26 protein-coding genes, 3 pseudogenes and 1 riboswitch are annotated in these 25720 nt (G+C 69.1%); of the genes and pseudogenes, 12 read left to right on the plus strand and 17 right to left on the minus strand.

Annotated elements, in window-relative coordinates:
* The 6 genes from AB0F03_RS06265 to AB0F03_RS06290 all read right to left on the minus strand — a co-directional run bounded on the left by AB0F03_RS06265 (position 1) and on the right by AB0F03_RS06290 (position 2841).
* Complete coding sequence (locus AB0F03_RS06265) at positions 1 to 318, minus strand: hypothetical protein (RefSeq protein WP_361987053.1); 318 nt, start codon at positions 316 to 318, stop codon at positions 1 to 3.
* A 321-nt stretch (positions 319 to 639) separates the two neighbouring features.
* Positions 640 to 1500 carry a protein spdB gene (locus AB0F03_RS06270; RefSeq protein ID WP_361987055.1) on the minus strand — a complete coding sequence of 287 codons (861 nt, stop codon included), beginning with the start codon at positions 1498 to 1500 and terminating at the stop codon, positions 640 to 642.
* Positions 1497 to 1841, minus strand: coding sequence for a hypothetical protein (locus AB0F03_RS06275; protein WP_361987057.1), 345 nt, complete (start codon positions 1839 to 1841; stop codon positions 1497 to 1499). The genes AB0F03_RS06270 and AB0F03_RS06275 overlap by 4 nt, the downstream gene beginning before the upstream one ends.
* Positions 1838 to 2287, minus strand: coding sequence for a Pycsar system effector family protein (locus tag AB0F03_RS06280; protein ID WP_361987059.1), 450 nt, complete (start codon positions 2285 to 2287; stop codon positions 1838 to 1840). The genes AB0F03_RS06275 and AB0F03_RS06280 overlap by 4 nt, the downstream gene beginning before the upstream one ends.
* Positions 2284 to 2553 (minus strand): DUF6284 family protein, encoded by a 270-nt coding sequence (locus AB0F03_RS06285; RefSeq protein WP_361987061.1) that lies wholly within the window; start codon positions 2551 to 2553, stop codon positions 2284 to 2286. The genes AB0F03_RS06280 and AB0F03_RS06285 overlap by 4 nt, the downstream gene beginning before the upstream one ends.
* Before the next feature lie 108 nt (positions 2554 to 2661).
* The gene (locus AB0F03_RS06290) at positions 2662 to 2841 is read right to left on the minus strand and encodes a hypothetical protein (protein ID WP_361987063.1); all 180 of its coding nucleotides are present in this window, start codon (positions 2839 to 2841) and stop codon (positions 2662 to 2664) included.
* A 389-nt stretch (positions 2842 to 3230) separates the two neighbouring features.
* On the opposite strand from AB0F03_RS06290, the gene AB0F03_RS06295 reads away from it, so the two are divergent.
* Together AB0F03_RS06295 and AB0F03_RS06300 are read left to right on the plus strand one after the other, a co-directional pair.
* The gene (locus AB0F03_RS06295) at positions 3231 to 4025 is read left to right on the plus strand and encodes a GntR family transcriptional regulator (protein WP_361987065.1); all 795 of its coding nucleotides are present in this window, start codon (positions 3231 to 3233) and stop codon (positions 4023 to 4025) included.
* Entirely contained in the window at positions 4022 to 4687 is a 666-nt protein-coding gene (locus tag AB0F03_RS06300) for a YdcF family protein (protein WP_361987067.1), read from the plus strand. The genes AB0F03_RS06295 and AB0F03_RS06300 overlap by 4 nt, the downstream gene beginning before the upstream one ends.
* A 267-nt stretch (positions 4688 to 4954) precedes the next feature.
* Here AB0F03_RS06300 and AB0F03_RS06305 read toward each other — a convergent pair whose 3' ends face one another.
* Both AB0F03_RS06305 and AB0F03_RS06310 read right to left on the minus strand, forming a co-directional pair.
* The gene (locus AB0F03_RS06305) at positions 4955 to 5500 is read right to left on the minus strand and encodes a hypothetical protein (RefSeq protein ID WP_361987069.1); all 546 of its coding nucleotides are present in this window, start codon (positions 5498 to 5500) and stop codon (positions 4955 to 4957) included.
* 1 nt (position 5501) lies between these two features.
* Entirely contained in the window at positions 5502 to 5876 is a 375-nt protein-coding gene (locus AB0F03_RS06310; RefSeq protein WP_361987071.1) for an HYD1 signature containing ADP-ribosyltransferase family protein, read from the minus strand.
* A 2-nt stretch (positions 5877 to 5878) separates the two neighbouring features.
* A riboswitch (cyclic di-AMP (ydaO/yuaA leader) is annotated at positions 5879 to 6043 on the minus strand.
* Between the two features lie 956 nt (positions 6044 to 6999).
* On the opposite strand from AB0F03_RS06310, the gene AB0F03_RS06315 reads away from it, so the two are divergent.
* On the plus strand, positions 7000 to 7509 hold the full coding sequence (locus AB0F03_RS06315; protein WP_361987073.1) for a hypothetical protein: 510 nt from the start codon (positions 7000 to 7002) through the stop codon (positions 7507 to 7509).
* 285 nt (positions 7510 to 7794) lie between these two features.
* Here AB0F03_RS06315 and AB0F03_RS06320 read toward each other — a convergent pair.
* Positions 7795 to 8006, minus strand: a pseudogene (locus AB0F03_RS06320) (site-specific integrase); the annotation flags it as partial.
* 81 nt (positions 8007 to 8087) lie between these two features.
* Here AB0F03_RS06320 and AB0F03_RS06325 point away from each other — a divergent pair.
* The gene (locus AB0F03_RS06325; RefSeq protein WP_361987075.1) at positions 8088 to 8900 is read left to right on the plus strand and encodes an HNH endonuclease signature motif containing protein; all 813 of its coding nucleotides are present in this window, start codon (positions 8088 to 8090) and stop codon (positions 8898 to 8900) included.
* A gap of 88 nt (positions 8901 to 8988) precedes the next feature.
* On the opposite strand, the pseudogene AB0F03_RS06330 reads toward AB0F03_RS06325, so the two are convergent.
* The 4 genes and pseudogenes from AB0F03_RS06330 to AB0F03_RS06345 form a co-directional block, all read right to left on the minus strand.
* A pseudogene (locus AB0F03_RS06330) lies at positions 8989 to 9297 on the minus strand (tyrosine-type recombinase/integrase); the annotation flags it as partial.
* Positions 9296 to 9708, minus strand: a pseudogene (locus AB0F03_RS06335) (replication initiator); the annotation flags it as partial. The pseudogenes AB0F03_RS06335 and AB0F03_RS06330, both read right to left, overlap by 2 nt.
* A gap of 160 nt (positions 9709 to 9868) precedes the next feature.
* Complete coding sequence (locus tag AB0F03_RS06340; RefSeq protein ID WP_361987077.1) at positions 9869 to 10270, minus strand: TraR/DksA C4-type zinc finger protein; 402 nt, start codon at positions 10268 to 10270, stop codon at positions 9869 to 9871.
* 58 nt (positions 10271 to 10328) lie between these two features.
* Entirely contained in the window at positions 10329 to 11399 is a 1071-nt protein-coding gene (locus AB0F03_RS06345) for an NADH:flavin oxidoreductase/NADH oxidase (RefSeq protein ID WP_361987079.1), read from the minus strand.
* Between the two features lie 497 nt (positions 11400 to 11896).
* On the opposite strand from AB0F03_RS06345, the gene AB0F03_RS06350 reads away from it, so the two are divergent.
* Positions 11897 to 12148, plus strand: coding sequence for a hypothetical protein (locus AB0F03_RS06350; RefSeq protein ID WP_356946171.1), 252 nt, complete (start codon positions 11897 to 11899; stop codon positions 12146 to 12148).
* Between the two features lie 11 nt (positions 12149 to 12159).
* Complete coding sequence (locus AB0F03_RS06355; RefSeq protein ID WP_361987081.1) at positions 12160 to 13344, plus strand: SPFH domain-containing protein; 1185 nt, start codon at positions 12160 to 12162, stop codon at positions 13342 to 13344.
* A gap of 215 nt (positions 13345 to 13559) precedes the next feature.
* Here AB0F03_RS06355 and AB0F03_RS06360 read toward each other — a convergent pair whose 3' ends face one another.
* Positions 13560 to 14699, minus strand: a complete 1140-nt coding sequence (locus AB0F03_RS06360) for a glutathione-independent formaldehyde dehydrogenase (RefSeq protein WP_361987083.1) — start codon at positions 14697 to 14699, stop codon at positions 13560 to 13562.
* 214 nt (positions 14700 to 14913) lie between these two features.
* Between AB0F03_RS06360 and AB0F03_RS06365 the strand changes: the two genes are divergently transcribed.
* The 4 genes from AB0F03_RS06365 to AB0F03_RS06380 all read left to right on the plus strand — a co-directional run bounded on the left by AB0F03_RS06365 (position 14914) and on the right by AB0F03_RS06380 (position 18031).
* Positions 14914 to 15102, plus strand: coding sequence for a hypothetical protein (locus tag AB0F03_RS06365; protein ID WP_361987085.1), 189 nt, complete (start codon positions 14914 to 14916; stop codon positions 15100 to 15102).
* A gap of 413 nt (positions 15103 to 15515) precedes the next feature.
* Positions 15516 to 16442 (plus strand): slipin family protein, encoded by a 927-nt coding sequence (locus AB0F03_RS06370; protein ID WP_361987087.1) that lies wholly within the window; start codon positions 15516 to 15518, stop codon positions 16440 to 16442.
* A gap of 21 nt (positions 16443 to 16463) precedes the next feature.
* Complete coding sequence (locus tag AB0F03_RS06375; RefSeq protein WP_361987088.1) at positions 16464 to 16970, plus strand: glutathione peroxidase; 507 nt, start codon at positions 16464 to 16466, stop codon at positions 16968 to 16970.
* A 212-nt stretch (positions 16971 to 17182) separates the two neighbouring features.
* Positions 17183 to 18031: a MerR family transcriptional regulator gene (locus AB0F03_RS06380; RefSeq protein WP_361987090.1), complete on the plus strand. Its 849-nt coding sequence runs from the start codon at positions 17183 to 17185 to the stop codon at positions 18029 to 18031.
* A gap of 230 nt (positions 18032 to 18261) precedes the next feature.
* On the opposite strand, the gene AB0F03_RS06385 is transcribed toward AB0F03_RS06380, so the two are convergent.
* The 3 genes from AB0F03_RS06385 to AB0F03_RS06395 form a co-directional block, all read right to left on the minus strand.
* Complete coding sequence (locus tag AB0F03_RS06385; protein ID WP_121788261.1) at positions 18262 to 18453, minus strand: DUF397 domain-containing protein; 192 nt, start codon at positions 18451 to 18453, stop codon at positions 18262 to 18264.
* A gap of 189 nt (positions 18454 to 18642) precedes the next feature.
* The gene (locus AB0F03_RS06390) at positions 18643 to 19500 is read right to left on the minus strand and encodes a helix-turn-helix transcriptional regulator (RefSeq protein WP_361987092.1); all 858 of its coding nucleotides are present in this window, start codon (positions 19498 to 19500) and stop codon (positions 18643 to 18645) included.
* A 229-nt stretch (positions 19501 to 19729) separates the two neighbouring features.
* Complete coding sequence (locus AB0F03_RS06395) at positions 19730 to 20488, minus strand: GPP34 family phosphoprotein (protein ID WP_361987094.1); 759 nt, start codon at positions 20486 to 20488, stop codon at positions 19730 to 19732.
* 196 nt (positions 20489 to 20684) lie between these two features.
* Between AB0F03_RS06395 and AB0F03_RS06400 the strand changes: the two genes are divergently transcribed.
* Complete coding sequence (locus AB0F03_RS06400; protein ID WP_361987096.1) at positions 20685 to 23564, plus strand: D-alanyl-D-alanine carboxypeptidase; 2880 nt, start codon at positions 20685 to 20687, stop codon at positions 23562 to 23564.
* Positions 23565 to 23759: 195 nt separating this feature from the next.
* Complete coding sequence (locus AB0F03_RS06405; RefSeq protein WP_361987098.1) at positions 23760 to 25640, plus strand: MFS transporter; 1881 nt, start codon at positions 23760 to 23762, stop codon at positions 25638 to 25640.
* Positions 25641 to 25720 lie beyond the last annotated feature (80 nt).

The raw sequence follows: 25720 nt of genomic DNA on the forward strand, positions 1-25720 counted from the left end.
TCACCACCACCCGCCGGACTTCTTCGCGGCCTTGGCCTTGGCGGACTCGGTGACGAGGCGGGCGCGTTCGCTCTGCAAGGCGGTGATCTCGGCGGTCAGCCGGGTCTGCGCGGACTGCCAGGCGGTGTCGATCTGCCGTTCCGCCCGTGCGGGGCTGTTGCCCCGCACGATCTGGTAGGAACCGCCGGCCACCGCGCCGAGGACGGCGCGGCGCTCGCGGCTGTCCAGGGGCCACATCTCGCGGTTCATGACCGCTTCCAGCTTGCGCTGGGTCTGCTGGATCGCCTTGTCCAGGCGACGGGTGTCGGGGTTGCCCATGTCAGGCCCTCCTCGGGGGCTGATTGGTGGGATGCGACGGGCGCAGCGGCCTTTGAGCGGGCGCGTTAGGGTCGCCCGCATGGGTGGGGGACATCGGGCGCAGGGCGCCCAAGAAGCCAAAGGCCGCACGTGTCTGAAGTGCGAGGGACCGCTACCGGAGAGCGGACGGCGGATACCCCGCCTGTTCTGCTCGCGCCGGCATGCGGCGGAGGCCGCGTTCACGGCCCTGCTCGTCGTGTTGGCGATCGTGCGTGCACTGCGCTGGTGGGGCGTCTTGGGCTGAGCGGAGCCGGGCGCCGTCGGGGAACCGGCGGCACCGCGTCACGCCACGCGCTTCCATGCGGCGCGGAGGCGGACCTCGGAGGCGGAGTGGCCGGCCGCGCGGAAGCGTGCCGCCATCTCCCGGTAGGACAGAGCGGGCGTCCGGCTGTTCCGGATCTCATCCACCAACGCCTCAAGGGCCGCGTCGGTCAGCTGCGGACCCGCCTCCAGGGCCGGGGCCGCGACCGGTTCGGTGGGCCCCCACACGGGCAGGTCCCAGCAGGGTGTGACGCCGGGTGTGACGGGGGCCGTCACGCTGGCCAGGGCCCTGCCGGTGCCCTCGCCGTCCCGCGCCGTCTCCAGCGTCGACCACGCCTCCGACAAGGTGCGGGCGGTGCGTGCCTGGACGCGGGCGACGCGGGCCCCGGCGCCCGTCACGGCCGTCAGCCGGGTCTCCTCGGTGGCCGCCTGCGCCCGTAGTCGGGCCCGGGCCACGGCCGCCTCATCCCGCGCTTCCTGCTGAATACCCCGGATCGCTCCCAAGGCGGACGCGGTGAGCGCGGTGCGCTCCCACAGCCCGTGCACCAGCCACAGGGCCTTGGCCGCGACCGGCAGCCACGCCACCGCCAGCCACGCCCCCGTGGACTGGTCGACGGTGAGCGCGTGGGCGATGAGGACGCCGGTCGCCAGCGTGCCGAAGCACCATCCGACGGCGGTCACCGCGCGGCTGTGGTCGCCCTGCGCCGCCAGCCGCCGTTCGTAGGCGAGGGTGGCCAGCCACCCCCCGTCGATGCCCACACCGACGATCAGGGCGACGGGCCACGGCATCGCCGTGCCCAGCCACATCACGACCACGGCCAGGGTGAGGACCATGGACACGGCCGTCATCGCGACGGCCGGCAGAACGGTCTTCGCCTTCACCGGGCACCTCCCGCCTGTCCGGCCGAGGCACGGTCGGTGGCCGGTTCATGGGCGTAGGCGGTCAGGACGATGACGGCACCAGCGAACAGGCCATCGGCCTTCAGTACGCGGGTGCGTCCGTCGCTCTGGGTGCAGGAGTCGACCGCGCCCGGGGTGATCCGCAGCGCGGTGCGCCACTGCTCGAACGCGGCGAGGCTCTCGCACGAGGTGTCGTGGAAGGACAGCCGCAACCACTCCGGGTAGAGGGGTGACACGTCCACGTCGGGGGCGGGCAGGTGCGGGAAGTCGACGGCCAGCAGCCGCAGGGCCCGCAGCGGCACGGTGAGTTCGTCCAGCGTCACAGCGCACCCCCGACCGTGATCAGGACGGCGAGGATGAGCAGTGCTCCGCCGGCCAGGGTGAGGTCGACGGCGCGGCGCAGGCAGGTGAACTTGGCGACCGCGAGGCGGGACAGCCCGGCGATGTCGGCGGCCAAGTCCCGGGTGACGGCGTCGCTGATCTCCTCGGCCGTCAGCGTGGCCCACAAGGGGAAGCCGTGCCGGCCGCGCAGGTTCGGGCGGACCGAGCGCAGCAGCAGCCCGGCCGCGACCAGCAGCACCACCATGCCGGCACCGCCCGCAATCCGGGCCGGCCAGTTCAGGGGCAGGTCGTGACCGACGCTCCAGGCGCCGGCCAGGACTGCGCCGACGAACGCCAGCAGAAGACTGGTCTTGCCGTCGGTCCGTGCGATCTCCGCTTTCACCTCGGCGTGCGCGGCCGCCAGGTCTCGTCCGGTCGTCGTACTCATGCGGCACCCCCGGGCAGGCTCACCGTGCCCGTGCGGTTGGCGAGGGCCGCCCGCTCCGCCAGCACCCGACGGCGGGCCCGGCGGATACGGCGGGCGTCCAGCTCGGACGGGGTGCGGTCCAGGGTGATGATCTGCGCGTCGACCAGGTCGACGTCCGCCAGGATCAGCGGCATCTCCTGCTCGATGGCGTCCAGCTCCGCGGCCGTCGGCTCCAGCCACTCGGCGAACGCGGTAACAGCGTCCTGAACAGTGACGATGTGGTTCATGGGTCGTGGTCTCCCTAGCAGGTGGAAACGGCCCGAACAGCGCCCCCGGAGTTGCACCTCCGGGGGCGCGCGCCGTTCATCGGGTGTCGGTGGGACAGGCAGATGTGTCTACTTTTGGGTGATCGTGATGTCGCCGGTCGGCTCGTATCCCCTGCTGCGCAAGCTGCGCTCTACCGCCTTCTTGGCGGCCTGCGGCGAAGGCGCGTTCAACGTGCCGCTCGCGCTCGTGGTCTCCCCACGGGTCAGGGTGTCGGTGAGCTTCTCGGCGGTGAAGCTGTACTTCGGCACGAGGGTCTCCCTCGGTTCCGGTCCGGCCTGTTCCGGCTCCCCTCAGCGCTGCTCGTACGAGACGAGCAACGGAGGCAACCGGCCGCAGCGGGCAAACACTGCTGTGGTCGTTTTCGTGCGGCGTCTCCTTCGGGAACACGAGCTCCCGTTTCAGGCGTATGGAGACATGACCTTTCGGTCTAAGCCCTCCCGAGTGCAAAGGGTCGGGTGCGCCCTCGGCCCGCTCTGTCCCGGACCCCTAGCCGACGTGGAAGGCAACCAAAAGAGGAACCTCCCATCTCGCTGTCCTAGGACTGCGAGCGGCCTGGGAAGAGAATGGCACGCAGTCCCAGGACAGTCAACAGTCCTGGGACTGTGCTTCACTGGTCGCTGTCGACGGGAGGTTCTGCATGGCACCGAAGTGGCGAGAGCTTGCGGATCGGATTGCGGAGAAGATTCGGTCCGGTGGATACGCACCGGGTGAACAGTTGCCGCAGATCAGAGACTTGGTGGAGGCTGGCGAAGGCTCGAAGTCCACCGTTCACGCGGCATATAAGGCACTGGAAGCCGAGGGGCTAGTGACGTCTTCCCGTGGGCACGGCACGGTCGTACGCGACAGACCGCCGCTCAAGCGGCTCGGCATCGAGCGTTACGACAAAGCCAAGTGGAGGGATGGCGACGAGGTCGCCTTCATCGCCGACCGGGTCGCGTCCGGCCGCTCCTACCGGCGTAATGAGCAGACGCAGACAGTCAGCAAGGTTCCGGCGCCACCAGCAGCAGCGGCGGCGCACGGCCTCCCCGAAGGAGCTGACGTCTACGCCCGCGCGCGGCTGGTCAAGGAAGGAACGCAGCCCACACACACCCTGACCAGCTACTATCGGCCGGAGCACGTTGAGGGAACGCGCATTGTCGATCCCAAACCGGGCCCGGCCGGCAAGGGCGGCGGGTTCCGCGTGCTGTACGACGCGGGCTACGAGATCGATCACATGCGAGAGACGCTGTTTGCCCGGGTCCCCACCACTGACGAAGTGCAGCTCTTGCAGCTTGCGCCCGGCGAGTGGGTCGTAGAGCTACACCGAACGACCTTCACGGCCGATGGCACGGTGGTCGAATTTGCTTTGGGCGTGCATGCGGCGACGCGCTTCTCATGGACGTACGACTTCAAGGTTCCAGACTCGGCGGCGGAAGGCGGAACAGGGAAGTGATCTCGCAGCAGTCCTGGTCGGACGCTCAGCGTCTCTGGGACTTCCAGCAGATGGGGCACGAAGTGCGTCCGTGTTCGGTAGCCATCGGCCTAGGGAGCCATGATCTCGGGGTGGCCGACACCACGGCGGACCTCTTCCACCGTGGCATGGCGCCGCTCATCGTCTTCACCGGGGCGACCAGCAGAACGACGCAGGAACGGATGCCTCGCGGTGAGGCTGAGCACTACCGCGAGCGCGCTGTCGAGCTGGGGGTGCCGGCTGCCGCCATCCTTGTCGAGCCAAGGGCCCGGAACACCGGCGAGAACATCCGGTTCTCTCGCGCGCTTCTCGAAGAGCGACAGGTGCCTGTTTCATCCGTCCTCTTGGTCAGCAAGCCCTACGAGGAACGGCGCGCGTACGCGACGGCACGCAAGCTGTGGCCCACCGTCGAATGGGTGAGCACGTCCACTCTTATGGGGTTCCGCGACTACGTCGACTCGATTAGGGACCCACGGCTTGTGGTGGACATGCTGGTCGGCGCTCAGCAACGACTCATGATCTACCCCCGCCAGGGGTTCATGATCGAGCAGGAGACTCCGAGGGACGTCGAGGCGGCTTACGAGCGTCTCCGTGACGCCGGTTTCACGAGCCGACTCGCCCCGGAGACGACCCATCGTGCCTGATGAGGCGCGGTGAGTCCGTCTCAGTTTCCGTCTCGTTCAGCCCCGTCCACCCTCGTTCACTGAAGTACGCGCCCCGCTCCGGGGTACTGCGCTGAACAAGGATGAACGGCCCCGGATCAGCCCCTGACCGGCCCGGACAAACCTGCAAAGCGAGTTACGCTGGTTCATTCCAGTTACGGCCTCTGCCTGCCTGGCCAGGCACACCAGAAGGGCGGCATGCGGAACGGGTGCCGCCCCGCCTGCTGCCGAGGCGACCAAGGCAGGCGATCACTTCTTCCGTTCACGGGCTACGTTGGATACCTTTTCGCCAGTGACTGCGATACGCGTTGATGATGATTTTGTGGTGCGCAGCGCTTCCCTTGCCCATTCAAGGGCGGCGTCACGCGTCTTTAGCGTGACGATAACCCTGCGACTTCCAGCAGCCATAACCGACCATCCTCTACGCGTTTTGAGCACAGTGAGATTTCGCTTAGATGCACCCTTGCTGGTCCGCAAGCGAACTTTTGCGCGATTGCTGCTTTTCGCGCTCTTCATCTTCGGGCTGCGGGCGGCAATCCATTTTCTCGCGAATGCTTTTGCGCTGATTGTTTCTGGCGAGAATTCCTTTTGCTGCGCGATGGTGGCCACTTCGGGGACAGGGAATTCACCTAGCTCGCTACCCCCTACCGAAGTGCTGGCATCTGCGTAGCCCAAACGCCCGTCCGCAAATTGCTCCACCTTGCGGACCTCGTAACCGTCCTCGCCGATTTCACTCCAGATAATCACTGGGTCATCGGGAGATGTGTGATGCCAAGCAACCTTGAGGTAACGCATGTTAATTCATTCCCCAGTCCTTGATCCGTCCCGTCAGGTCGAGCGGATCGGTTCCGGGTACCACGTACACATGGGCCCGTCCAAAGCGTACTGTCAGTCCGGTCGTCTCGATCTGGATGAAGTGAGTGAACTTGGCTGCACAGTACGGTATCCGCACGAGAGCCTGGGACAGGTGGGAGCCGGTCAGGCTACCTGGGGCGATGTCCGTCAGGTACTGGCCGTCTCCGTGTCGGGCGTCCTTCGAGTTCTTACTCCGGAGGGAAGGAAGCAGGAGTCGACTCTCAAGGATCCTGCGCTGACCCTCTTCGGTCGTGTAGTGGAAGAGGTACGCAGGGTGGTCGACAGCGCCTGCGGCGTCATCAACGTTCTGGGGCACGGAAGACCTTTCGCCACCGCCTGCGAAAGATGACCTGTCGGGTTCGGGCTGGCGAAGTCCCGGCCGCACTCAACGGCTTCACCCCAAGAGAGGGGATGAACCTCTCGTTACGCTTGGGTCTTCCGCTCCTGCCGGTCCGCATGTGAGTGACCTAGCACCCGTACGGCGGCAGGACTCGGCGTCCGCACAGGCTGCCCCTTCCCGGTGATGGGGCCCGATGTCGCCCCAAATTCTACCAGTGGCAGTGGAGTTGACACCCACGACGCCAGTGGGGACTGGGCGAAGCGCGGAGGCCGAAGGCCCTGGGCTGTCGGGTCGCCCGTGGGCCGCCGCAGGGTGGCCCTCAGCGGCCGACAACACCATCGGCCACCGTTCCAACACAGACCAGCTCTGCATCCACGTCGATCCTGTGAGGTCGCTCGGGCCCGACGTCGCTTCTTCACTAAGGGCGACGTCCGAGCCGCCATGTCGCCGCAGCTTCGATGCTTAGAATGCCTGCGGTGATCCCCTCGGTATCTAGATGGGGCATCCATGGGGCACCGGACGTCGGCCAGCGGAAAAGTTGAGGTAGGTCGGCGCTTGCTACGTGTAAAACCTGTCGGTCGTGCCCTAGGGCCGTCTATGGCGGCGGCCGATCGGCCTCGGCCGCCGCGGTGGTGTGGCGGTGGCGCCAAGAGGTCCTCACTCCCCAGTCGGCGACGCGCTGACGGCAGTCGTTGACGGCAACAAGCGTGCACTTCGCCGAACGTCGGTGAGCCTTCGTGCACTTCGCCGGCGAGGTCTGAGCCACGAGAACTAGGCCACTGAGCCGGCGGGATGAACCCCTAATTCCGTGCGCCAGTCATCATGCCAAGGCTCCCACGACTCGCCACCACTGCGGAGAGGCCCGACCCCGGCGGCGCATAAGGCAGGGCCGGTTTTCGTCGCGTGTGCGACGCACTCTTTGCCGCCTTCCAGCCGCCTCTGGTGCAAATCATCACGAACGGTACTTATTGGAGTTCGGATCTTAAGGGCCCTGCCCAACGTTAGGATTACAATTACGGGTTCCACTCAGTCACCTCGCGCCCTGATGACATCGGCCAAAACAGCCCGATGTGTGCGCTGACACAAGTACCCTACTGGCATGCCGCACTTCGACACCGTATGGCCAGTTGCATCATTTGTATTCGGTGCAGCTCTTGCGCAGCTCAATTCTTCCCTCGCCGAGAAGCGACAGAACGCGCGAGAGAGAGAAGCAAGGGAATATGAAACGAGCAAGGCTTTCCTTGAAGGAAAAAAGAACTTCGAGATACAAGTCCTATCTGACGTCTATGGAACGCTTAACAAGCTGAGGGCGGCGGCAGATGCGCTTGCGAGATGGCACCGGAGTCACGAGGGCGACAGAGACTCAAGCGCAGCGGAAGAGTTGTGCTCTCGCCTACAGTCGGAGGCTGCGGAGGTGTGGCGCTTGAATGAATTGCTGTTTGATGATGAGCTCAATGAGCTCGTCACTGAATCGATGTCTCGCGAACTATTCCCTGACGGGCCTAGAGTAATACCGGCTCAAGAGGTGCTGGAGGGTTACGGCGACAGCATTTGGGACGCTCATGCTGCTGTGGCCGAAAAACTGAAAAAACTTTATACTTCAAGTTAGGTCAGAGACGTCGGGCGACGTCAGGGGTGTCTTCACTCCCCAGTCGGCGACGCACTGACGGCAGTCGTTGACGGCAACAAGCGTGCACTTCGCCGTACCCCGGAAAGCCTTCGTGCACCTCGCTGGCGAGGTCTGAGCGACGAGAACTAGGCCACTGAGCTGGCGGAGCGAACTCCTAAAGCGGGTGTCGCAGGTTCGAATCCTGCCGGGGGCACCAGGCAAAAGAGCACCTACGGATCTCCGTAGGTGCTCTTTGACATCCAGGTCTGACATCAACGGCGGCGATCACTGACGACCGGGGCGCCTCCTCAGCCGGCGGTCCATGTGGCTCATGGCTTCGCGCTGCGTGTCCTGGACGACGTGCGTGTAAACGTCCATGGTGATGCTGATCTGGGAGCGCCCGAGGATCTCCATCACGACACGGGCGCGACTCCGGCCACCGCGACGGAGTCAGCGCCGTAGCGGTTGTCATGCCAACGGATGGCACGAAGGCCAGCTACGGCGTCATCTGACGTATTCCAGTATGTAGGGGCTCGACGAGCAGGGTTTGTGTCAGTCCTGCGTGCCACAGTCATGCCATGACAGACGAGCAGAGCCCTGCTAGGACAAAACTGTTGCAGGTGCTTCGCACCATGAAGACGTTTGAGCCCGCAGGTGACTACTACGCCCTCACCCTCGGAGCCAATCGCCGTGGGCGCCCATTCTGGGGGGCACAGACTTACTGGGTTGGGTTCTCCGAACGGAACCCGCGCTGGGAGATACGGGCCGCCAGCCTCGTTAATCCCGCAGGTGTCGCCGAAGCCTGGTCCGCGATGGGACGGGACTGGGTCTCCGTGCATGATGACGCCAGCCTCGCGGTCTATCTGCGGATCGGCGGGAACGCTCTGGTCGCCAAGCAAGTTGCTGAAGACCACCTGCCCGATGTGATCGCACCCTCGGAGTGCATGCATGACGGCTCCATCGAGGTGGGCGGATTCGGGTATCTCGGTACTCAGCACCTTTCGGACGATGCGGTTGAGCGTCGGGCTCCCAGCAAGAAGCTATGGATGCAAGTCATCAAGCGTGACGGTTTTCGGTGCGTGGTGTGTGGTCGCAGACCTAGCGATTACACGGACATCGAGCTGCATGTGCACCACCTGGTGCCCTGGCGAATGGCCGGCCCGACAGCCGAGGAAAATCTCGTCACCCTCTGTAGCACATGTCATAAGGGCCTCGCTCCGGACTACGAGCCGACCCTGCGCGAGCTTGCGCGGCTGCCTGGGCCAGCTTCGGGCTTGGACATGGACAACTCAGAGTTCGACGAGGAGGTGGCGCGCTACCGCGAGTTTGCACAGGAAATGGTCAGTCGCGCGCGGGGCTCCGAAGGCACCTCGCAGGACACACAGTCATAGTCATCAGCTTCGCCCCAGCAGAGGCGGGTGCACCTGCAGAAGGCCCCGCACCTATCAGGTTCGGGGCTTCTGCCATCAACACCGGTGGTCACTGGCGACCGAGGCGCCTCCGCAGCAGCCGGTCCATGTCACTCATGGCCTCGCGCTGGGTGTCCTGGACGACGTGTGTGTAGACGTCCATGGTGATGCTGGTCTGGGAGTGCCCGAGGATCTCGATCACGACACGGGGCGCGACTCCGGCCGCCGTCAGGAGCGTGGCCGTGCCGTGGCGAGCGTCGTGGAGGCGGATGACGCGGAGACCGGCGGACTGGGTGACGCGGGTGAAGAAGCGGTAGAGGTTGCGCAGCTCGACCGGGCGGCCGGTGCGGGTGGTGAAGACGTAGACGGACTCCTGCCAGGCTGTCCAGGTCGCGGCACGCGGTGATGAGCCGCCGGGTGTGGTCGGGGACTTGGTGGCGGTCGAGTTCGGCGAGTTCGCCGATGCGGCGGTCCAGGGTGCCGGTGTTCTCTGCGGCCTTGGTCGCGTACTTGGCCACATACGAGGCAACTGCCTGTTCGGTGATGTCGGAGCGGTCACCGAAGGCCTTCACCGGCCGGACATCGAGCTGTCGGCCCCATCGAAAAGTACGAGCGGGCTGTTCCTCGACGACCGGCACCAACACCGAGGTGTAGGAGTGCGTGGCGGCGGCGAGTATCGCGTCCGTGAGAGGTCGACCGTGGCCCAGGCGGGCGGGAGCGTCCCGGGTCCCGCCGGACCGTTGAGGCGTACGGCGGCGTGGAAGTTTAGCGCGCCGCGCTTCTGGAACTCGGTGAAGATCGACCTCGGCCCGATCTGACCCACGCGCTTCTCAGCAGCCGGCAGCTCGTGAGCGATGCGTGAGCGACCGGACCGCTACAGGGCGGCATGGGCCAGGATCATCGCGCTGTCGTTCTTCGTGCTTGCCGCCCACGTACGACATGTCTCGCCCTCAACTGTGCGCGCTTCGACGGGCCACGGACGCGCAGCGCACGCAGGTTTTCGCCGCCGGGCGAACTTCGAGGCGTTCCGTCGGGATCGGCTCACCGCATTGCTCGCAGCGGCCGTAGTCGCCTCTCTCCAACCGCTCCAGGGCGTGGTCGAGATCGTTCAGATGCTCGCTCGCCCGGGACAGCAGGGCGGCGACGTGCGCCCGCTCGAAAGCCGTGCTCGCCCCCTCCGGGTCGTGCTCGTCGTCAATGGCCACCAGTGCGTTCGCCTCGACGATCCCTTCGAACTCACGGCTCAGGGCGGATATCTGCTGGAGCGTGCCGGCACGGTCGGCCGCGAGCAGCGCACGCATCGACTCGCTCCGGGGTGCCAGAAAGGCGGCATTGCCGCATGGATCGCTCATATCGGAGGAAACCTCCTTGCCTCGTGCCGAATTCCCGGGTGCTCGCGTGACCGCGGCCTCAGCGATGACGCGGGCGGCCACGCTGGTACTGCTTCGGCCACGGGACGTCGTCACCGAGCACGCGGGCCGCGCGGAGCGGCCAGGTCGGGTTGCGCAGCAGTTCGCGCGCGAGCATGATCGCGTCGGCCGAGCGGTCCACGAGGATCTGGTCGGCCTGCTCCGGTGCGGTGATCAGGCCGACCGCGGAGACGGGCAGGGCCGCGCCCTCGCGGACGGCTCGGGCGAAGGGCACCTGGTAGCCGGGCTCCACTTCGATACGGGCGTTGTGGACGAGCCCGCCGCTGGTGACGTCCACCAGATCGACGCCGTGGCCCACCAGGTGCCGCGACAGTTCGACCGTCTCCTCCGGGGTCCAGCCGCCGTCGGCCCAGTCCGTGGCCGAGAAGCGTACGAACAGCGGGCGGTCCTCCGGCCACTGCGCCCGTACGGCGTCGGTGACCTGGACGAGGAAACGGCTGCGCCCGTCGAGATCGCCTCCGTACTCGTCGCCGCGGTGGTTGGACAGGGGTGACAGGAACTGGTGCAGCAGATAGCCGTGCGCGGCGTGGATCTCCAGGACCTCGAAGCCGGCGGACAGCGCCCGCGCGGCGGCCTCGCCGAAGGCCCGGACCAGATCGCGGATGTCGCCCGCGCCGAGCTCCCGTGGGGCCGGCCAGTCGCCGAACGGCAGCGGTGACGGTCCCACCGTCTGCCATCCTCCGGCCTCAGGTTCGACGTACACGTCACCCTCCCAGGGTGGTGCCGTCGACGCCTTGCGGCCGGCATGGGAGATCTGGATGCCGGCAATGGCCCCCTGCCCGTGGACGAAGTCGGTGATCCGCTTGTACGCGGCGGCCTGCCCGTCGTCCCAGATGCCGGCGTCGGAGGGGGTGATCCGGCCCTCAGGTTCCACTGCCGTCGCCTCCTGCATGACCAGGCCTGATCCGCCGCGTGCCAGGGAGCCGAGATGGACCAGATGCCAGTCCTGCGGATAGCCGTCGACCGAGCTGTACTGGCACATGGGGGCCACCCAGGCCCGATTCGGGAAGGTCGTGCCGCGGAGGGTGAGCGGCGAGAAGAGACGGCTCATCGGAGGCCTCGCAGGAGGGATGGGGGACGACGGGTGCCCGCAGCCGTCGAGCCGTGACGGCCTCGGTCCCTGCGGGGCGCCCCTCCCGGTGGTGCACCCGAGTACCCGGCCGCTCGTGGCACACACTACCGGCCGGGCGTGCTCACCGCGCGGATGTCCCGGCACGTGGCGGTCCCGGGCCGTGGTCCTGGTGAGGCGGCGCACCGTCGGCGACGTCAACGCGCGGCGGCGCGCCTGGATCGATCGCCGCGATCGTCCTCGCCGGGCAGGTCCACAGGTTCTCTCTCGGTCCTGAGGCGTCAGCCGGGTGAGGGTGCGGGTGACGGGTGGGCGGTCGTGCAGTCGGCGCCGGACCGGGTGCCTCGCGCGCGGCGTCGGCATGGCCCGGGGGCGCGTTCGTTCCGGTGATGCAGAGCGGGGCCTCCTGGCCGTTGGGTCCCGGCCGGGCTGGGGCTATCGTCGGAATCATGGGGTCAGGACGAGGAGGGCCGCCGGTGATGCCACAGGACGAGGCCGTGGTCGGCTGCACCGGGAAGGTGCTCATCGGGACTCGCGGATCCGCGGGCCCCGGCGAGATCCTGGTGCGGGTCAGGGGCGGCTCCGAGACCTTCCTCGCCTGGTCGGACAACCCCCTGTCCGCGGGCGCGACCGTACTCGTGATCGAATCGCGTGGATGCCGTGAGGTCGGCGTCATCGAGTGGGTGGATCCATTGGACGCGCTCGGCGAGGACATCGCCGACGCCGACTGAGGAGTACAGGCATGTTCGGATACCGCGTCCCCGCCCCCGACGAGGCGATGTTGATCTCGGGAGGCAGGCGGGGCCTCGGGGGTGCGCCGTTTCGCGTGGTGACGGGCCACGGCAAGTTCGTGCTCCCGGTTTTCCGCAAGGTCCGGTTCCTCACCCTGTCCATGTGCGAGTCCGAGGTCACCGAGACCTGCGTGACCAGACAGGGCATCGCGTTGCACGTCCGCGCGGTCATCGCCTTCAAGGTCGGCAACGATCACGAGAGCATCATCAACGCGGGCCAGCGGTTCCTCTCCGACCAGGAGCAGATGTCGGTGCTCACCGGCCGGATCTTCGCCGGCCATCTGCGGGCCATCATCGGCTCGATGACGGTCGAGGAGATCGTCACCGAGCGGCAGAAGCTCGCCGCGGAGGTCCTGGACACCTCCAAGACCGAGATGGCGAAGATCGGCCTGACCGTCGACTCCCTTCAGATCCAGTCGATCGACGACGGCGACACCGGCTACATCGACGCGATGTCGGCGCCGCACAAGGCGGCCATCCAGCGGCAGGCCCAGATCGCCCAGGCGCAGGCCACCCAGGCCGCGGCGCAGGCGGAGCAGGCGGCGGCCCGTGAGCAGGCCGAGTACGCCCGGCAGACCGCCATCGTCAGGGCCGAGTACTCGGCCGAGGTGGACCGCGCCCAGGCGAAGGCCGCGCAGGCCGGACCGCTGGCGCAGGCGGACGCCCAGCAGGAGGTGCTCGCCGCCCAGACGGAGCTGGCCCTGCGTCAGGCCAAGCTGCGTCAGCAGCAGTTGGTGGCCGAGATCGTGAAGCCCGCCGAGGCCGAGGCCGAGCGAGTCCGGATCCTCGCGGCCGCCGAGGCGCAGCGGATGAAGATCCAGGCGGAGGCGGCGGCCTCGTACGACCGGGTCGCGCTCGACCGGATGCTGATCGACCAGCTCCCGCAGATCGTCAAGGAGGCCGCCGGTGGCCTCGCCGGCGCCAACGTCAACGTCCTCAACGGCGCTGACGGTCTCGGCGAGATCGCCGCCGGCCTGGTGTCCCAGGGTCTGACGATCCTCGACTCGGTCCGACAGAACCTGAACGGTCACGACTCCGACGGCCGCCGCTCCGAGGAGAGCGAGGACGGCGGTCTGCTTCAGCTGGCTGCCCGCAAGGAGCCGAAGCCGAAGGACGGCCGGGTGGACGTCGACTGAGGGTGGCGGCAGGCGTGTTCAGGTACGGAGGGTTCGAATCCGGTCGGGGCACGTAGCCGGCCAAGGGTTCACGTAGCCGGCCAAGGGTCGGAGGTGGCGGAGGGCCGGTCCGGGAGGAGTTCCTCCCGGACCGGCCCTCCGCCGTTTCCGGTCTGTGCCACTCGCGTGCCGTCACCGGCTCCCGGGTGCCGGCGTCGGCCGTCGATGGGTTGCCCTTACGCCTGTGGGTGGAGAACGACCTTGGTGTAGCCCTCCACTCGCTTGTCGAACTTCTCGTAGGCCGTCGGCGCCTGTTCCAGGGGCAGTTCGTGGGACACGACGAAGCTGGGCTGCGCACGGCCCTCGATGATCAGGTCACGCAGTTGCCGGTTGTAGCGCTTGACGTTGCACTGGCCGGTGCCCACGCGCAGTCCTTTTTCAAACAGGCGGCCGATGGCGACCATCAGCATGCCCTGCTTCGACTGCTCGTCCGGTCCGCCCGGGTCGCGGGGCACATACAGGCCCGGCACGCCCAGAGCGCCCGTCGCCCGGACCGTCGCCACCAGTGAGTTCAGCACGGTCGCCGGCTCCTCGCGGCCCTCGCCGCCCGCCTGGGCCTGGTAGCCGACGGCGTCGATGCCCTTGTCCGTGCCTTCGCCCGCGGTCTGCTCATGGATCTGCTCGACCGGATTGCCCTCGGTGAAGTTGATCGGTATGGCGCCGATCTCCTCGGCCTTCTGCAGCCGCTCGGTCACCCGGTCGACCACGAACACCTTGCTCGCTCCCCGCAGGATCGCCGAGTAGGCGGCCATCAGTCCGACCGGGCCGCCGCCGTAGACGGCGACGCTCTCGCCGGGGCGCACGTCGGCCAGTTCGTTGCCGTGGTAGCCGGTGGGGAAGATGTCGGCGAGCAGGACGAAGTCGGTCTCCTTCTCGGTGCCCTCGGGGAGTTTCAGACAGTTGAAGTCGGCGTAGGGCACGCGTACGTACTCCGCTTGCCCTCCCATGTAGGGGCCCATCGCCACATAGCCGTAGGCGCCACCGGCGAAGCCCGGGTTCACGGTCACGCAGAAGCCGGTGAAGCCCGCCGTGCAGTTCTTGCAGAAGCCGCACGCGACGTTGAACGGCATGACGACCCGGTCCCCACGGCTCAGCGTCGTCACCCCCTCACCGACCTCCTCGATGACCCCCAGGTTCTCGTGGCCGAAGACGATCCCGGCCTCGGCGGCGGTGCGGCCCTCGTACATGTGCAGGTCGGAGCCGCAGATGGCGGTCGACGTCACGCGTACGATCACATCGTTCGGGTGCTGGATCCGGGGATCCTCCACCTGCTCGACCGCTACCTCGAACGGTCCCTTGTACACAACAGCCCTCATCGTCGAGCACCTCCACTACGTGTGTTTGCTCGATCACGCAGGGGACCGGCGGGCGGGAGAACCTCGCCGTCCATCGCGGAAACGGGCTCGATCCATGCAGCTCGGTCGGCCTTCTGTGTGCTTCCTCATATTCCAGACTGGCGCATGATGAGATGATTTGCACCTAAGGGCTGCGAAGTCCTGTTCCCGTACGGTTCGGAGAGGATCAAGAACCTTGACGCCACGTCTCGGCAAGCTGCTCGTCCCGGTGTCAGGGCTGTCCGGCACCAGTTATCCGGCAGGAACCCCGGTGACCATACGAGGCACCGGTGGGTCCGTCGACGGCTTCGTCAACGGTGACTGGCTGCCGCTCGCCTGGTGGGAGTTCGCCGACGTCCGGCCGGACGGCGCACCCCAGACCTGACCCGGTGTGCGAGGTCTGCGGGGAGGCGCCCGGGACGGCGACGCGCTGCTGTGCCGAGACGCTCCGTGCCTCCGTGCCGCACGCGCCGGACAGGGTCTCGCGGTAGCCGGTCTCCCTCACCTCGGCCGACAGAAGGACGCCGGCCGTGGGGTCGCCGGCCACGTGCGGGGCCAGGGGCGGGGTCCCGGGGGAACCGTGGGCCGGACTCCAGGCCGTCCGGCGGCCCGTTCGGCGTGCCCGTCGCCGGGGTCACCCGGGTCGATGGTGGCCGGGGCACGACCGCCTCTCCGGATCACACGGCGGCGGGGATCAGGCCGTCGTTCTTGACGCTTTCCTGACGCCCGGGCCGGATCCACCGGCCCCCGTCGCGGTGTCCTTCCCGTTGTCCGGATCGCGTCGGAGAGGGGAGTGCCGTGGAAGGCACCGTCGTGGCAGTGGTGGTCGTGGTCGGGGTTCTGCTGCTCGTGCTGAGGGGCGGCATGCGGGTCGTCAACCAGGTGGAGCGCGGGGTGGTGTTCCGCTGGGGGAAGGCGCTGCCGAGCCACCGGCAGCCCGGCATCACCTTCCTGATCCCGTTCGCCGACCGGATGCGCAAGGTGAACGTGCAGATCGTGACGATGCCCGTGCCGACGCAGGAGGGCATCACCCGGGACAACGTGTCGGTGAAGGTCGACGCCGTCGTCTACTTCCGGGTCACCGACCCGGTGCGCGCGGCCATCGAGGTGCAGGATTACGTCTTCGCGGTCGGGCAGGTCGCCCAGTCCTCCCTGCGGTCCATCATCGGCAAGAGCGACCTGGACGACCTGCTCAGTGACCGGGAGCGGCTGCACGAGGGGCTGGCCCTGATGATCGACAGCCCGGCCGCCGGGTGGGGTGTCCACATCGACCGGGTCGAGATCAAGGACGTACAGCTGCCGGAGTCGCTCAAGCGGTCCATGTCGCGGCAGGCCGAGGCCGAGCGGGAGCGGCGGGCCCGGGTCATCACCGCGGACGGTGAGTTCCAGGCCGCGCAGCAGCTCGCCAACGCGTCCCGGATCATGTCGGACACTCCCGAGGCGATGCAGTTGCGGCTGTTGCAGACCGTCGTCGAGGTGGCCGCCGAGAAGAACTCCACGCTAGTGATGCCGTTCCCGGTGGAACTGCTGCGGTACTTCGACCGGGCCGCGCAGAAGATCGACGCCGACCGCGGTGTGACCCGGGAGGCCAAGGACCAGGCCGTCCCGGCTCCGGCCCCGGCTCCGGTCTCGGTCCCGGCTCCCGCTCCGGCTCCCGCCCCGGCTCCGGACTCGGTCCCGGCTCCGGCTCCCGCTCGGGCGCAGGAGAGTGACGGGCGGCCGTAGCGCAGGGGCTAGCATCCGCCCATGACGACTACTGACCACAACAGCTCCGTGCTGGACGTCGAGATCGGGGCCCTCCAGGGTGGCTCCGCCGATCTGCCGCGGTTCGCGGGCAAGGCCGTGCTCATCGTGAACGTGGCCTCGAAGTGCGGGCTGACCCCGCAGTACACGGGGCTGGAGAAGCTCCAGGAGCGGTACGCCGAGCGGGGCTTCACCGTGCTGGGCGTGCCCTGCAACCAGTTCCTCGGGCAGGAGCCCGGCAGCGCCGAGGAGATCGCGGAGTTCTGCTCGGCGACGTACGGCGTGACCTTCCCGCTGACCGAGAAGGTGGACGTGAACGGCGCGGGCCGGCACCCGCTGTACGAGCGGCTGGTCGGTTTCGCCGATGCCGAGGGGCACAGCGGGGACATCCGCTGGAACTTCGAGAAGTTCCTGATCGGGCGGGACGGCCAGGTCGTCGCGCGGTTCTCGCCGCAGACCGAGCCGGACTCGGACGCCGTCACCGCCGCGATCGAGGCGCAGCTCGGCTGAGCACGGCTTGACCTTGCCCCAGGGGCAGGGACGAGCGTCCTGCGTGCCGGGCGGAACGGAACCGCCCGGTGACGGAGGAGTGAGGGAGCCGTCGGGGCCCGTCGGTGACGGGGCGCGAGCGCGCGACGTCCGGAAGGGCCGAGCACGCTCGGGGCCCCGGCACCGGCTCGGGCGCCCCGTCGGCCGAGCCGGTGAGCGAGGAGGCCCGCGGCGTGGACGAGGAACTGCTCGGCATCGGTGCGTTCGCCGCGCGGGCCCGGCTGTCGGCCAAGGCGCTGCGGCTGTACGACCGGCTGGGCCTGCTGGCCCCGGCCCACGTCGACGAGGCCAGTGGCTACCGCTACTACCGCGCCGGCCAGGTGGAACACGCGCGGCTGGTGGCCCTGCTACGGCGGCTGGACATGCCGCTCGCCCGGATCGCCGAGGTGACCGGGGCGGAGGGCGTTCGGGCCGCCGAGTCGCTCGGCGCCTACTGGGCGGACGTGGAGGCCCGGCTGGCCGGGCAGCGGACCCTCGCCGAGTACCTCCGTGGACGGCTGTCGGGGAGGAACTCCGAGATGTACGACAAGTTCGTGATCGAGACCGTGGACGTGCCGGAGCAGGTGCTGATCACCGAGTCGCGGCACACGCTGGCGGACGAGCTGCCGACCTGGATCGGGACGTCGCTGGGGCGGCTGGAGGGCGCCGCGCGGGAGTGCGGCGGCGTCACCGGGCCGCCGTTCGTGGTCTACCACTCCGAGGTGTCGATGGACAGCGACGGACCGGCAGAGTGCTGCGTGCCCGTGGCGGACGAGGTGGCGGCCCGGGCGTGGGCCGGGCGGCACGGGCGGGCCCTGGAGACGGGGGTGCGGGTGCAGCCGGCGGCCCGGCTGGCTCGCACCCGGGTCACCAAGGCGCAGGTGGCGCATCCGCAGATCCTGGCCGCGTTCGAGGCGGTGGAGCGGTGGGTCGCCGGGCAGGGGCTGCGGATCGCGGGGCCCTGCCGGGAGGTGTACTTCGCGGACTGGGAGGCGGCGGGGGCCGACGATCCGGTCTGCGACGTCGCCTTCCCGGTGAGCTGAGCCGCACCGGGCCCCGTACGAGGGGCGGAGTCCGTGCGGAGCCTGTGGACCCTGTGAGCCTGCGGGGAAAGGCGTGAGCCCTCTCGGCTAGGACGGCGACTGGTCGAGAGGGCTCTTCCGGTGACGCTGGTGGTGCTGGTGGTGCTGTGATGCTTTGGCGCTCGTGCTGCTTCGGTGCTGTTGGGGCTCTTGAGCTGTGCAGTTGTCGGGTCAGGGTCAGGGAGAACCCCTCACGCCTTGACGGAGGCCACGAAGGCGTTCCACGCGGTGGCAGGGAACGCCAGGACCGGGCCCTGGAGGTCCTTGGAGTCGCGGACGGCGAGTTCGGCGGCGGTGGGCGACTTGACCTCGACGCACGCGCCGTTGCCCGCGGAATACGAAGACTTCATCCACGTCTCCGAAGCGCCCTGAATCAGTGCCATGTCCACTCCTGTTGCGAGTTGCGGTAGTGCGGTTCACGCCAACCATGTCGGCTGCTTGGCGTGATCGACGCTACCGGGCAACTGCCGCCGCCGGAGGAGCCGTTCACTCGACCGGATGGCATATTCCGGGCAACTCTTCCACTGGAGTGGACCGGTGGTGTACGATCCGGCGCCTTCACAGGGAAGGCCTCAGTCGGCGTACCCTTTCGCCACCTTCGCGATGTACTGCCGGGAAGCTTCCACATTGAGGGACTGTGCCCGCAGATGTTCGTACATCACGGCGTACTTCTGCACGTCCTGCGCCTTCTCCAGGTACAGGTCGCTCGTGACGCCCTCCAGGTACACCACGCTGGAGTCGGCCGCGTCGGCGAACTCCAGGATCGCGTACTGGCCGTTGAGCCCCGGATGCGCGCCCACCTCGAAGGGCAGCACCTGCACGGTGACGTGCGGCAGCTGGGACATCTCCATCAGGTGCTCCAGCTGCTCCCGCATCACCAGCCTGCTGCCCACGACCCGGCGCAGGGCGGCCTCGTCCAGCACCACCCACAGCCGCAGGGGGTTGTTCTCCGCGGTGATACGTTCCTGTCGGCGCATCCGCACCTCGACGCGCTTGTCGATCTCCGCCGTCGACGTCTCCGGCAACGCCCCCTGCACCAGCGCCTCGGCGTAGGCGCGGGTCTGCAACAGGCCCGTGACGAGCTGGGGTTCGTACACCCGCAGCGACTCCGCGTCGGTCTCCAGGCCGATGTACACGCTGTACGGGATGTCCCCGAAGGTGTGCCACCAGCCCTGCTGCCGCGAGTCCCGGGCCATCTCCATCAGCGAGTCGACGATCCGCTGGTCCTCGACCTCGTACACCCCGCACAGATCGCGCACGTCGCGCTGGCTGATGCTCCTGCGGCCGTTCTCCAGCCGGCTGATCTTCGACTGCGACACGAGCAGCCGCTCCGCGACCTCTTCGGCCGTCATGCCCTTGAGCTCACGGAGCCTGCGCAGCTCCTGGCCCAGTCGGCGCCGCCTGACGGTGGGATTGACATTGGACGCCACGGGACGTGCACCTCCGGCTGCCTGCCTGTTGCTTGACTTTCCGTATCTGCTGTTCAGCAGACTGCCACCAAGGCGCTTTCCGTCGCTGGGAAACAAGGGATATGCGGCGCACGGGGTGCCGTCGCGGAAACCCGGACACAGCCGAGCGGGGCGGCGGACCACAAGGGTCTCACCGCCCCGCTCGGACCAGCGGCTCCCGAACCGGGTCTGGAGGAACCGGAGTCACGGCTCAGTGGGCCACGGCACGCGCCATGGATCCGTGGCGCGGCTGCATCGGAACCCCGTGTGCGGGTTCCGGCGCGGACCGGACGCCGGGCGCGGCCTGCCGGCCGGGCGGGGCCGTCGGGCCACGGCGCGGCTGCGCGCCCGCACCGTTCTGCACGTCCATCACGGCGTGTGCGACCAGTCCGCCCATGGGGTCGTGGCGGATCAGGTCCCGCAGCCGGGACCGGGACGAGCGTCCCTCGTTCCCCGGATACAGGTGCTTGCCGAGCCCGACGGCGTGCGCCAGCGCGGCGAGCGCCGCGGTCCGCGGGTCCGGCGGTACGCCGGTGCGGATCGCGGAATCCAGCCGGGCTCGGATCTCCCGGCTGATCTCGTTGTCGGTCGCCTGATAACGCGTCGTCGGCAGCACCCCGCACATCTGGCCGGCCACGGCATGGACCATGCCGCACCTCTCCAGATACGAGAGGTAGGTCTGGCGGAGCCCCAGGCGTGGCCCGCCGATCCAGTGGACGGCACGTACCGGAGCGCCACGCCTTCGCAGCAACTCCAACGCGCAGTCCAAGGTCGGATCTCCTGTCGGCCGTGGTACCACCACGGCGATACGATCCCCGTCTGGGGCTATCCGTCCGGCCAGCGCCAGCTCCACTAGCTGTGCACCGGCCAGACCGAGGTCGAGCGACTGCGGCTGCGCAGTGGTACCCGTGGCCGGGTCCAGTGCGAGCAACAGAAGCTCCTCCGGAAGTGTTCTGCGGCTCCTGCCCATCCATGCCTCCCCGCGTGGATGAATGACAGGGTGACCCCTCTCACATTGGTCTGTCGAGGGCGCGTGACCGGTTCGTGAGGGAACCGGCACGTATGTCGTTCTCGTCTACCGCAGGGGCCAAGTCCTCACACAGGACACTGGTACATGGTTCGGACAGGGCGCGCCCGTGGGCGTGCGGCGCATGGAGGAGGCATCGGTGGCGGGCGAGTCCCCCGACAGGTCGAAGCAGCGCGAGTCGTCGGCGGAACCGACGTCGGGGAGTGCGGGTTCGGTTCCCGAGGCGCGTGATCCGCGCGTCGCGGTGTCCCGCGAAAAGGATTCCTCCGGCGGCAGCCGGGTGGACACGGCGACGAAGGTCCTGTCGATACGGGGCGCACGGCCGACCGCGGGCACCGACCCGGCGGAACCCGAAGCCGAGTCCTCGACGACCCCGGACGAGGACAACGACCTCCGCACGGCGGTGTCGGCATGGGTCCGCGGCGCCGAGACCCCGAAGCCCAGCCCCGCCACCCCCGTGAAGTCCCCGGCTCCGGCCGAGCCGGACCCCACCAGCACGGAGAGCCTGCCGGCGAGCGCCGGGGGGCAGGACACGGTCTCCGGGGCCCCCACGGGCAAGCAGGCGGGCGCCCCGGAGGCCGGGACCGCCGCAGGCGCGGCCGCGGGCGCGGGTACGGCCGCGGGCGCGAAGGCTGGCGCGGACGCCGAGGCGGGCGCCGGGGACCGGTCGGGCGCCAAGGCCGACGCGGAAGCGAAGGCCATCCCGAAGCGCCGGGCCGGCGCGAAGGCCCCTTCCAAGGCGCCCTCGAAGGCCGCGTCGCGGGCGAAGACCGCCGCGAAGACCGGTACGGCCCCCGAAGCCACCGGAACCGCCGAGGCGAAGGCTGCCCCGGACGCCGAAGTCACCGTCCCCAAGACCCGCACGGAGGGCACGGCCGGCACGACGGCTCGGCCCGGCGCCAAGGCGCAGGCCGGCGCGAGCAGGAGCGCCTCGAAGGGCGAGGCCGCGGATGCCGACGCCGTCGGCGTGCGGGCCGGTGCCACGGAAGACGTGGCCGAGGCGGACAGCACCGGAACGAAGCCGAAGGCCGCCGTCGCCGTCTCCGCCGGCACGGAGGACGGGCCGGCGACGAGCGCCGCCAAGGACGAGCCGAAGACCACCGACGCCGCCGACGACGACGCCACCGACTCCGAGGACAGGCCGGAAGCCGCCGCCGCCAAGGCCAAGCCCGCCGACGCCGGGCCCGCAGCCAGCGACGCCGAGGACGAGCCCAAGGCCGCCGCCACCAAGGGCGAGCCCGCAGTTACCGACGCCAAGGACGAGCCAAGCTCCCTCGGCGTCGAAGGCGAGTCGGAAGCCGTCACCGCCGACGACGAGCCCGAGGCCGCCGACGGCGGGGAGGACCCGCAGGGGCCACCCGCAGCCGACGACGAGAGCCGCGCGGGTGGTGCGGGTGGGAAATCGGAGCCGGCCGACGGCGAAGCCGAGGCAGGAGGCGAGGCCGGGGCCGGGGGTCTCGATCAGGCGACCGCCGTCTTCAAGGCCGTACGGCCGAAGAAGCCCGCCGTCGATCAGCCGACGACCATGCTCAAGCTCGGCGGCAAGCCGAAGCCCCCGGAGTCGGAGTCCGAGCGCACCAGCAAGTTCGTCGCGCTGCGGGACGACATGCGCCCGGCCGCCAAGGCGAACGCACCCGCCACGGCCCCCGAGGCAGCCGCTCCGGCCCCCACCGCCGCCTCCGACGCCACCACCACAGTCCCCCAGGTCGGCCCCGAGCGGACCACTCAGCAGCCCCTGCCGCCGAAGCCCCCGCTGGATCTGCTGGCGGAACTGACGAACACGCCGCCGCCCCCGGAGACCCCGGTCCGTACCCTGGTGCGCCGGGTGAAGATCTGGACGCCCCTGGTCCTGCTCCTGGTGATCGTGGTCGCGGTGGTGCAGGCGTTCCGCCCGCTGCCGCCCCCCGCGCTCGCGCTGACCGCCGAGGACGGCTACACGTTCGACGGTGACGCGCTGCGGCTGCCCTGGCCCGGCGAGGGCCAGGGCTGGGTGGACGTGGACGGCGTCGGCACGATGGGCCACTTCGGCAAGCAGACGCCCGTGGCCATCGGCTCGGTCGCCAAGACGATGACGGCCTACATCGTGCTCAGGGACCACCCGCTGAAGCGGGGGCAGGAAGGTCCGAAGATCAAGGTCGACGCGAAGGCGGAGAAGGAGGGCGGCTACGACAAGGACGGTGAGTCGACGCTGAACACCGTCAAGGCCGGCGACCACCTCACCGAGAAGCAGGCCCTGTCGGCCGTCATGATCCCCTCCGCCAACAACGTCGCCCGGCTGCTCGCGCGCTGGGACGCGGGTTCGGAGGCGGCGTTCGTCAAGAAGATGAACGCCACCGCCAGGCAGCTGGGGATGACCGGGACGACGTACACCGATCCCTCGGGGCTGAAGGAGACGACCGTCTCGACGGCCCAGGACCAGGTGAAGCTGGGCCGCGCGGTCGTGAAGGTGCCGGCGCTGGTCGACATCACCAGCGCGGCCAGCTGGACGGACCCCTCCGGCCACAACTGGCCCAACTACAACGAGCTGCCGTACCGGATCGGCGCGATCGGCATCAAGACCGGCACCACCACCGCGGCCGGCGGCAACCTGCTGTTCGCCTCGCGCAAGCAGGTCGGCGGGCAGACGGTCACCGTCGTCGGCGCCATACTGGACCAGCAGAAGCCGCCGATCCTCACCACGGCGAACGAGGTCAGCAAGACCGCGCTGCTCGCCGCCCAGAAGGCGCTGACCCCGTCGAGGATCCTGAAGAAGGGCGACGTGGTCGGTTACGTGGACGACCAGCTCGGCGGCCGTACCCCGGTGGTGGTCACCAGGGACGTCTCCGCCGTCGGCTGGTCGGGTCTGAAGGTGAGCCTGTCCTTCACCTCGGGTACGGTGCCGCACACCGCGAAGGCCGGCACCCAGGTCGGTTCGCTCACCGTCGGGGACGGCTCGGCCGGTGCGGTGAAGGTTCCGGTGGCCCTGGCGAAGAACCTGGCCGAGCCCGGACTCGGCGCGAAGCTGACCCGTATCGGCTGACCCGTACCGGCCGGCCCGGCCCGCACCCCGTCGACGGAGCCCCGCCCGGGAGCCCCGTGGCGGGGTGCGTGCTAGCGTCGCGAATCGGGGCAGGCCGCCGGTCGGGGGACACGACGGCGAACTGGACGGGAAGCGGCCGGGACCACCGTGGAAAGCGGCCGAGAACAGAAGACGGGACACGGGGAGTGCCTTCAGGTGGCCACAGTGGAGCCGACACGCGCCGACAGCACCGATCCGGGCCCGGGGCCCGGGCCGCGAATACGCCGGCCGGCGACTGACGCGGAGACGCCCGGCGCGCAGCCGCCCGGTGCGGAGCCGACCGTCGCGGGCGGGTCCGCCGCCGGGGCGCAGGCGGGGAGGACCCCGTCCGGTGCCGTCGAGGCCCTCAGGCAGCGGATGCTGCGGCACCCGGTGCTGTCGCTCACCGCGCTGTCGGGTGTGCTGCACATCATCTGGTTCTTCACGTTCGCGAACAGTGGTGGCGATCTCGCGGCGCAGGACGCCTGGGCGGAGTTCGTCGGCCGGCACCCGGACTCGGCGTACAACCTCGCCTGGTACGGGGGCATGCACCCGGTGTCGTACAGCGTGGTGTCGCCGTATCTGATGTCGGTCCTCGGTGTCCGTACGACGATGATGATCGCGGGGACGGTGTCGGCGGGTCTGCTGACGCTGGTGCTGATCCGCAGCCGGGGGGTGCGGAACCCGTTGTGGGCCTCGCTCGCCGGGGTCGTCGCGTTCCTGTGCAACGCGATCTCCGGGCGGGTCACCTTCGGGCTCGGCATGATGTTCGCGCTCGGCGCGGTCGCGGCCGTGTTCTGCTGGCCGCACCGGTGGCGGTTCAAACGCTGGGCGAAGGCGCTGGTCGCCGCCCCGCTGGCCGCGCTCGCCACGATGGCGTCGCCGGTCGCGGGGCTGTTCGTGGGTCTGGTCGCGGCGGCGCTGTTCCTCCAGAAGCGACGGCCGGGCGCGTGGGCGCTGGGGCTCGCGCCGACGGCGGTGGTCGCGGTGTCGGCCTGGCTGTTCCCGTTCTCCGGCACCCAGCCGATGGCCATCGGCTCGGTGATCCTGCCGCTGCTGTACGGCCTGCTGTGCCTGTTCCTGGCGCCGAAGGAGTGGGTGACCGTCCGGCTGACGGCGGCGGTCTACAGCCTCGGTGTCGTCCTGGTGTGGCTGATCAACTCGCAGATCGGGTCGAACATCTCCCGGCTGCCGATGCTGTTCGCGGGTGCGACGCTGATCGCCGTGCTGCCGTACACGGTGCGCAAGTCGCGTCCGTGGTACCTGACCGTGCTCGCGCTGCTCGGCTTCACCGGCTGGCTCGGTTTCAAGACGGTGGACGACATCATCCACACGACGCCGGCCGCGTCCTGGGCGCGGGAGCTGGCGCCGCTGGTCCACGAGTTGCAGAAGGCGGGCGCCGAGAAGGGCCGCGTCGAGGTGGTCCCGGCCCGCTCCCACCGCGAGGCCTCGGCCCTCGCCCCGTACGTGAACCTGGCCCGCGGCTGGAACCGGCAGGCCGACATGGAGCGCAACCCGCTCTTCTACGACGACACGCTCAACTCGGCGAACTACCACGAGTGGCTCCAGCGGTGGGCCGTCCACTTCGTGGTGCTGCCCCGGGACAACCCGGACGGGGACGGCGGTGAGCGCGAGCGGGAGCTGCTGCGGCGCGGGATGCCGTATCTGGAGCAGGTCTGGGGCGACGCCAACTGGCAGCTGTTCAAGGTGACCGATCCGGCGCCGCTGGCCGAGCCGAACGCGGTGGTGGACCGGGCCGAGCAGGGGGAGATGACGCTGGAGGTGCGCAGGGCGGGGCGGATCCTGATCCGGATCCCGTACTCGCCGTGGCTGAGCGTCGTCGACGAGCACGGCAAGAGTGTGCGGCCGCCGCAGCCGTCCCCGGACGCACCGAAGACGTACCGCAACGTCGACGGGTGTCTGATGCAGACGCCGGAGGACGCGAACGGGGACCGGTGGACGGTGTTGCTGGCGCCGCACACCGGGACGTACCGGCTGGCCGCGCCGTATCAGCTGCCGCGCGGTACGCCGTGTCCGGACGAGCTGAAGAGGCCGTGAGGGCCGGGGCGGTGGGCCGCGCAGGGGTCCGTCCGCCTGCCTGAACCCAGGTCCCGCGGTCGCTCGTGAGCGGTCCGGCC

The sequence above is a fragment of the Streptomyces sp. NPDC028722 genome, from assembly GCF_040637655.1.
Classification (GTDB): Bacteria; Actinomycetota; Actinomycetes; order Streptomycetales; family Streptomycetaceae; genus Streptomyces.

Excerpts from the sequence above, each read along its gene's own strand:
- AB0F03_RS06360 (WP_361987083.1), bottom strand. The coding sequence starts at position 14,699 with ATGAGGGCTGTTGTGTACAAGGGACCGTTCGAGGTAGCGGTCGAGCAG.
- AB0F03_RS06295 (WP_361987065.1), top strand. The coding sequence starts at position 3,231 with ATGGCACCGAAGTGGCGAGAGCTTGCGGATCGGATTGCGGAGAAGATT.
- AB0F03_RS06285 (WP_361987061.1), bottom strand. The coding sequence starts at position 2,553 with ATGAACCACATCGTCACTGTTCAGGACGCTGTTACCGCGTTCGCCGAG.
- AB0F03_RS06345 (WP_361987079.1), bottom strand. The coding sequence starts at position 11,399 with ATGAGCCGTCTCTTCTCGCCGCTCACCCTCCGCGGCACGACCTTCCCG.
- AB0F03_RS06350 (WP_356946171.1), top strand. The coding sequence starts at position 11,897 with ATGCCACAGGACGAGGCCGTGGTCGGCTGCACCGGGAAGGTGCTCATC.
- AB0F03_RS06395 (WP_361987094.1), bottom strand. The coding sequence starts at position 20,488 with ATGGGCAGGAGCCGCAGAACACTTCCGGAGGAGCTTCTGTTGCTCGCA.
- AB0F03_RS06315 (WP_361987073.1), top strand. The coding sequence starts at position 7,000 with ATGCCGCACTTCGACACCGTATGGCCAGTTGCATCATTTGTATTCGGT.
- AB0F03_RS06385 (WP_121788261.1), bottom strand. The coding sequence starts at position 18,453 with ATGGCACTGATTCAGGGCGCTTCGGAGACGTGGATGAAGTCTTCGTAT.
- AB0F03_RS06340 (WP_361987077.1), bottom strand. The coding sequence starts at position 10,270 with ATGAGCGATCCATGCGGCAATGCCGCCTTTCTGGCACCCCGGAGCGAG.
- AB0F03_RS06280 (WP_361987059.1), bottom strand. The coding sequence starts at position 2,287 with ATGAGTACGACGACCGGACGAGACCTGGCGGCCGCGCACGCCGAGGTG.
- AB0F03_RS06265 (WP_361987053.1), bottom strand. The coding sequence starts at position 318 with ATGGGCAACCCCGACACCCGTCGCCTGGACAAGGCGATCCAGCAGACC.
- AB0F03_RS06325 (WP_361987075.1), top strand. The coding sequence starts at position 8,088 with ATGACAGACGAGCAGAGCCCTGCTAGGACAAAACTGTTGCAGGTGCTT.
- AB0F03_RS06355 (WP_361987081.1), top strand. The coding sequence starts at position 12,160 with ATGTTCGGATACCGCGTCCCCGCCCCCGACGAGGCGATGTTGATCTCG.
- AB0F03_RS06305 (WP_361987069.1), bottom strand. The coding sequence starts at position 5,500 with ATGCGTTACCTCAAGGTTGCTTGGCATCACACATCTCCCGATGACCCA.
- AB0F03_RS06375 (WP_361987088.1), top strand. The coding sequence starts at position 16,464 with ATGACGACTACTGACCACAACAGCTCCGTGCTGGACGTCGAGATCGGG.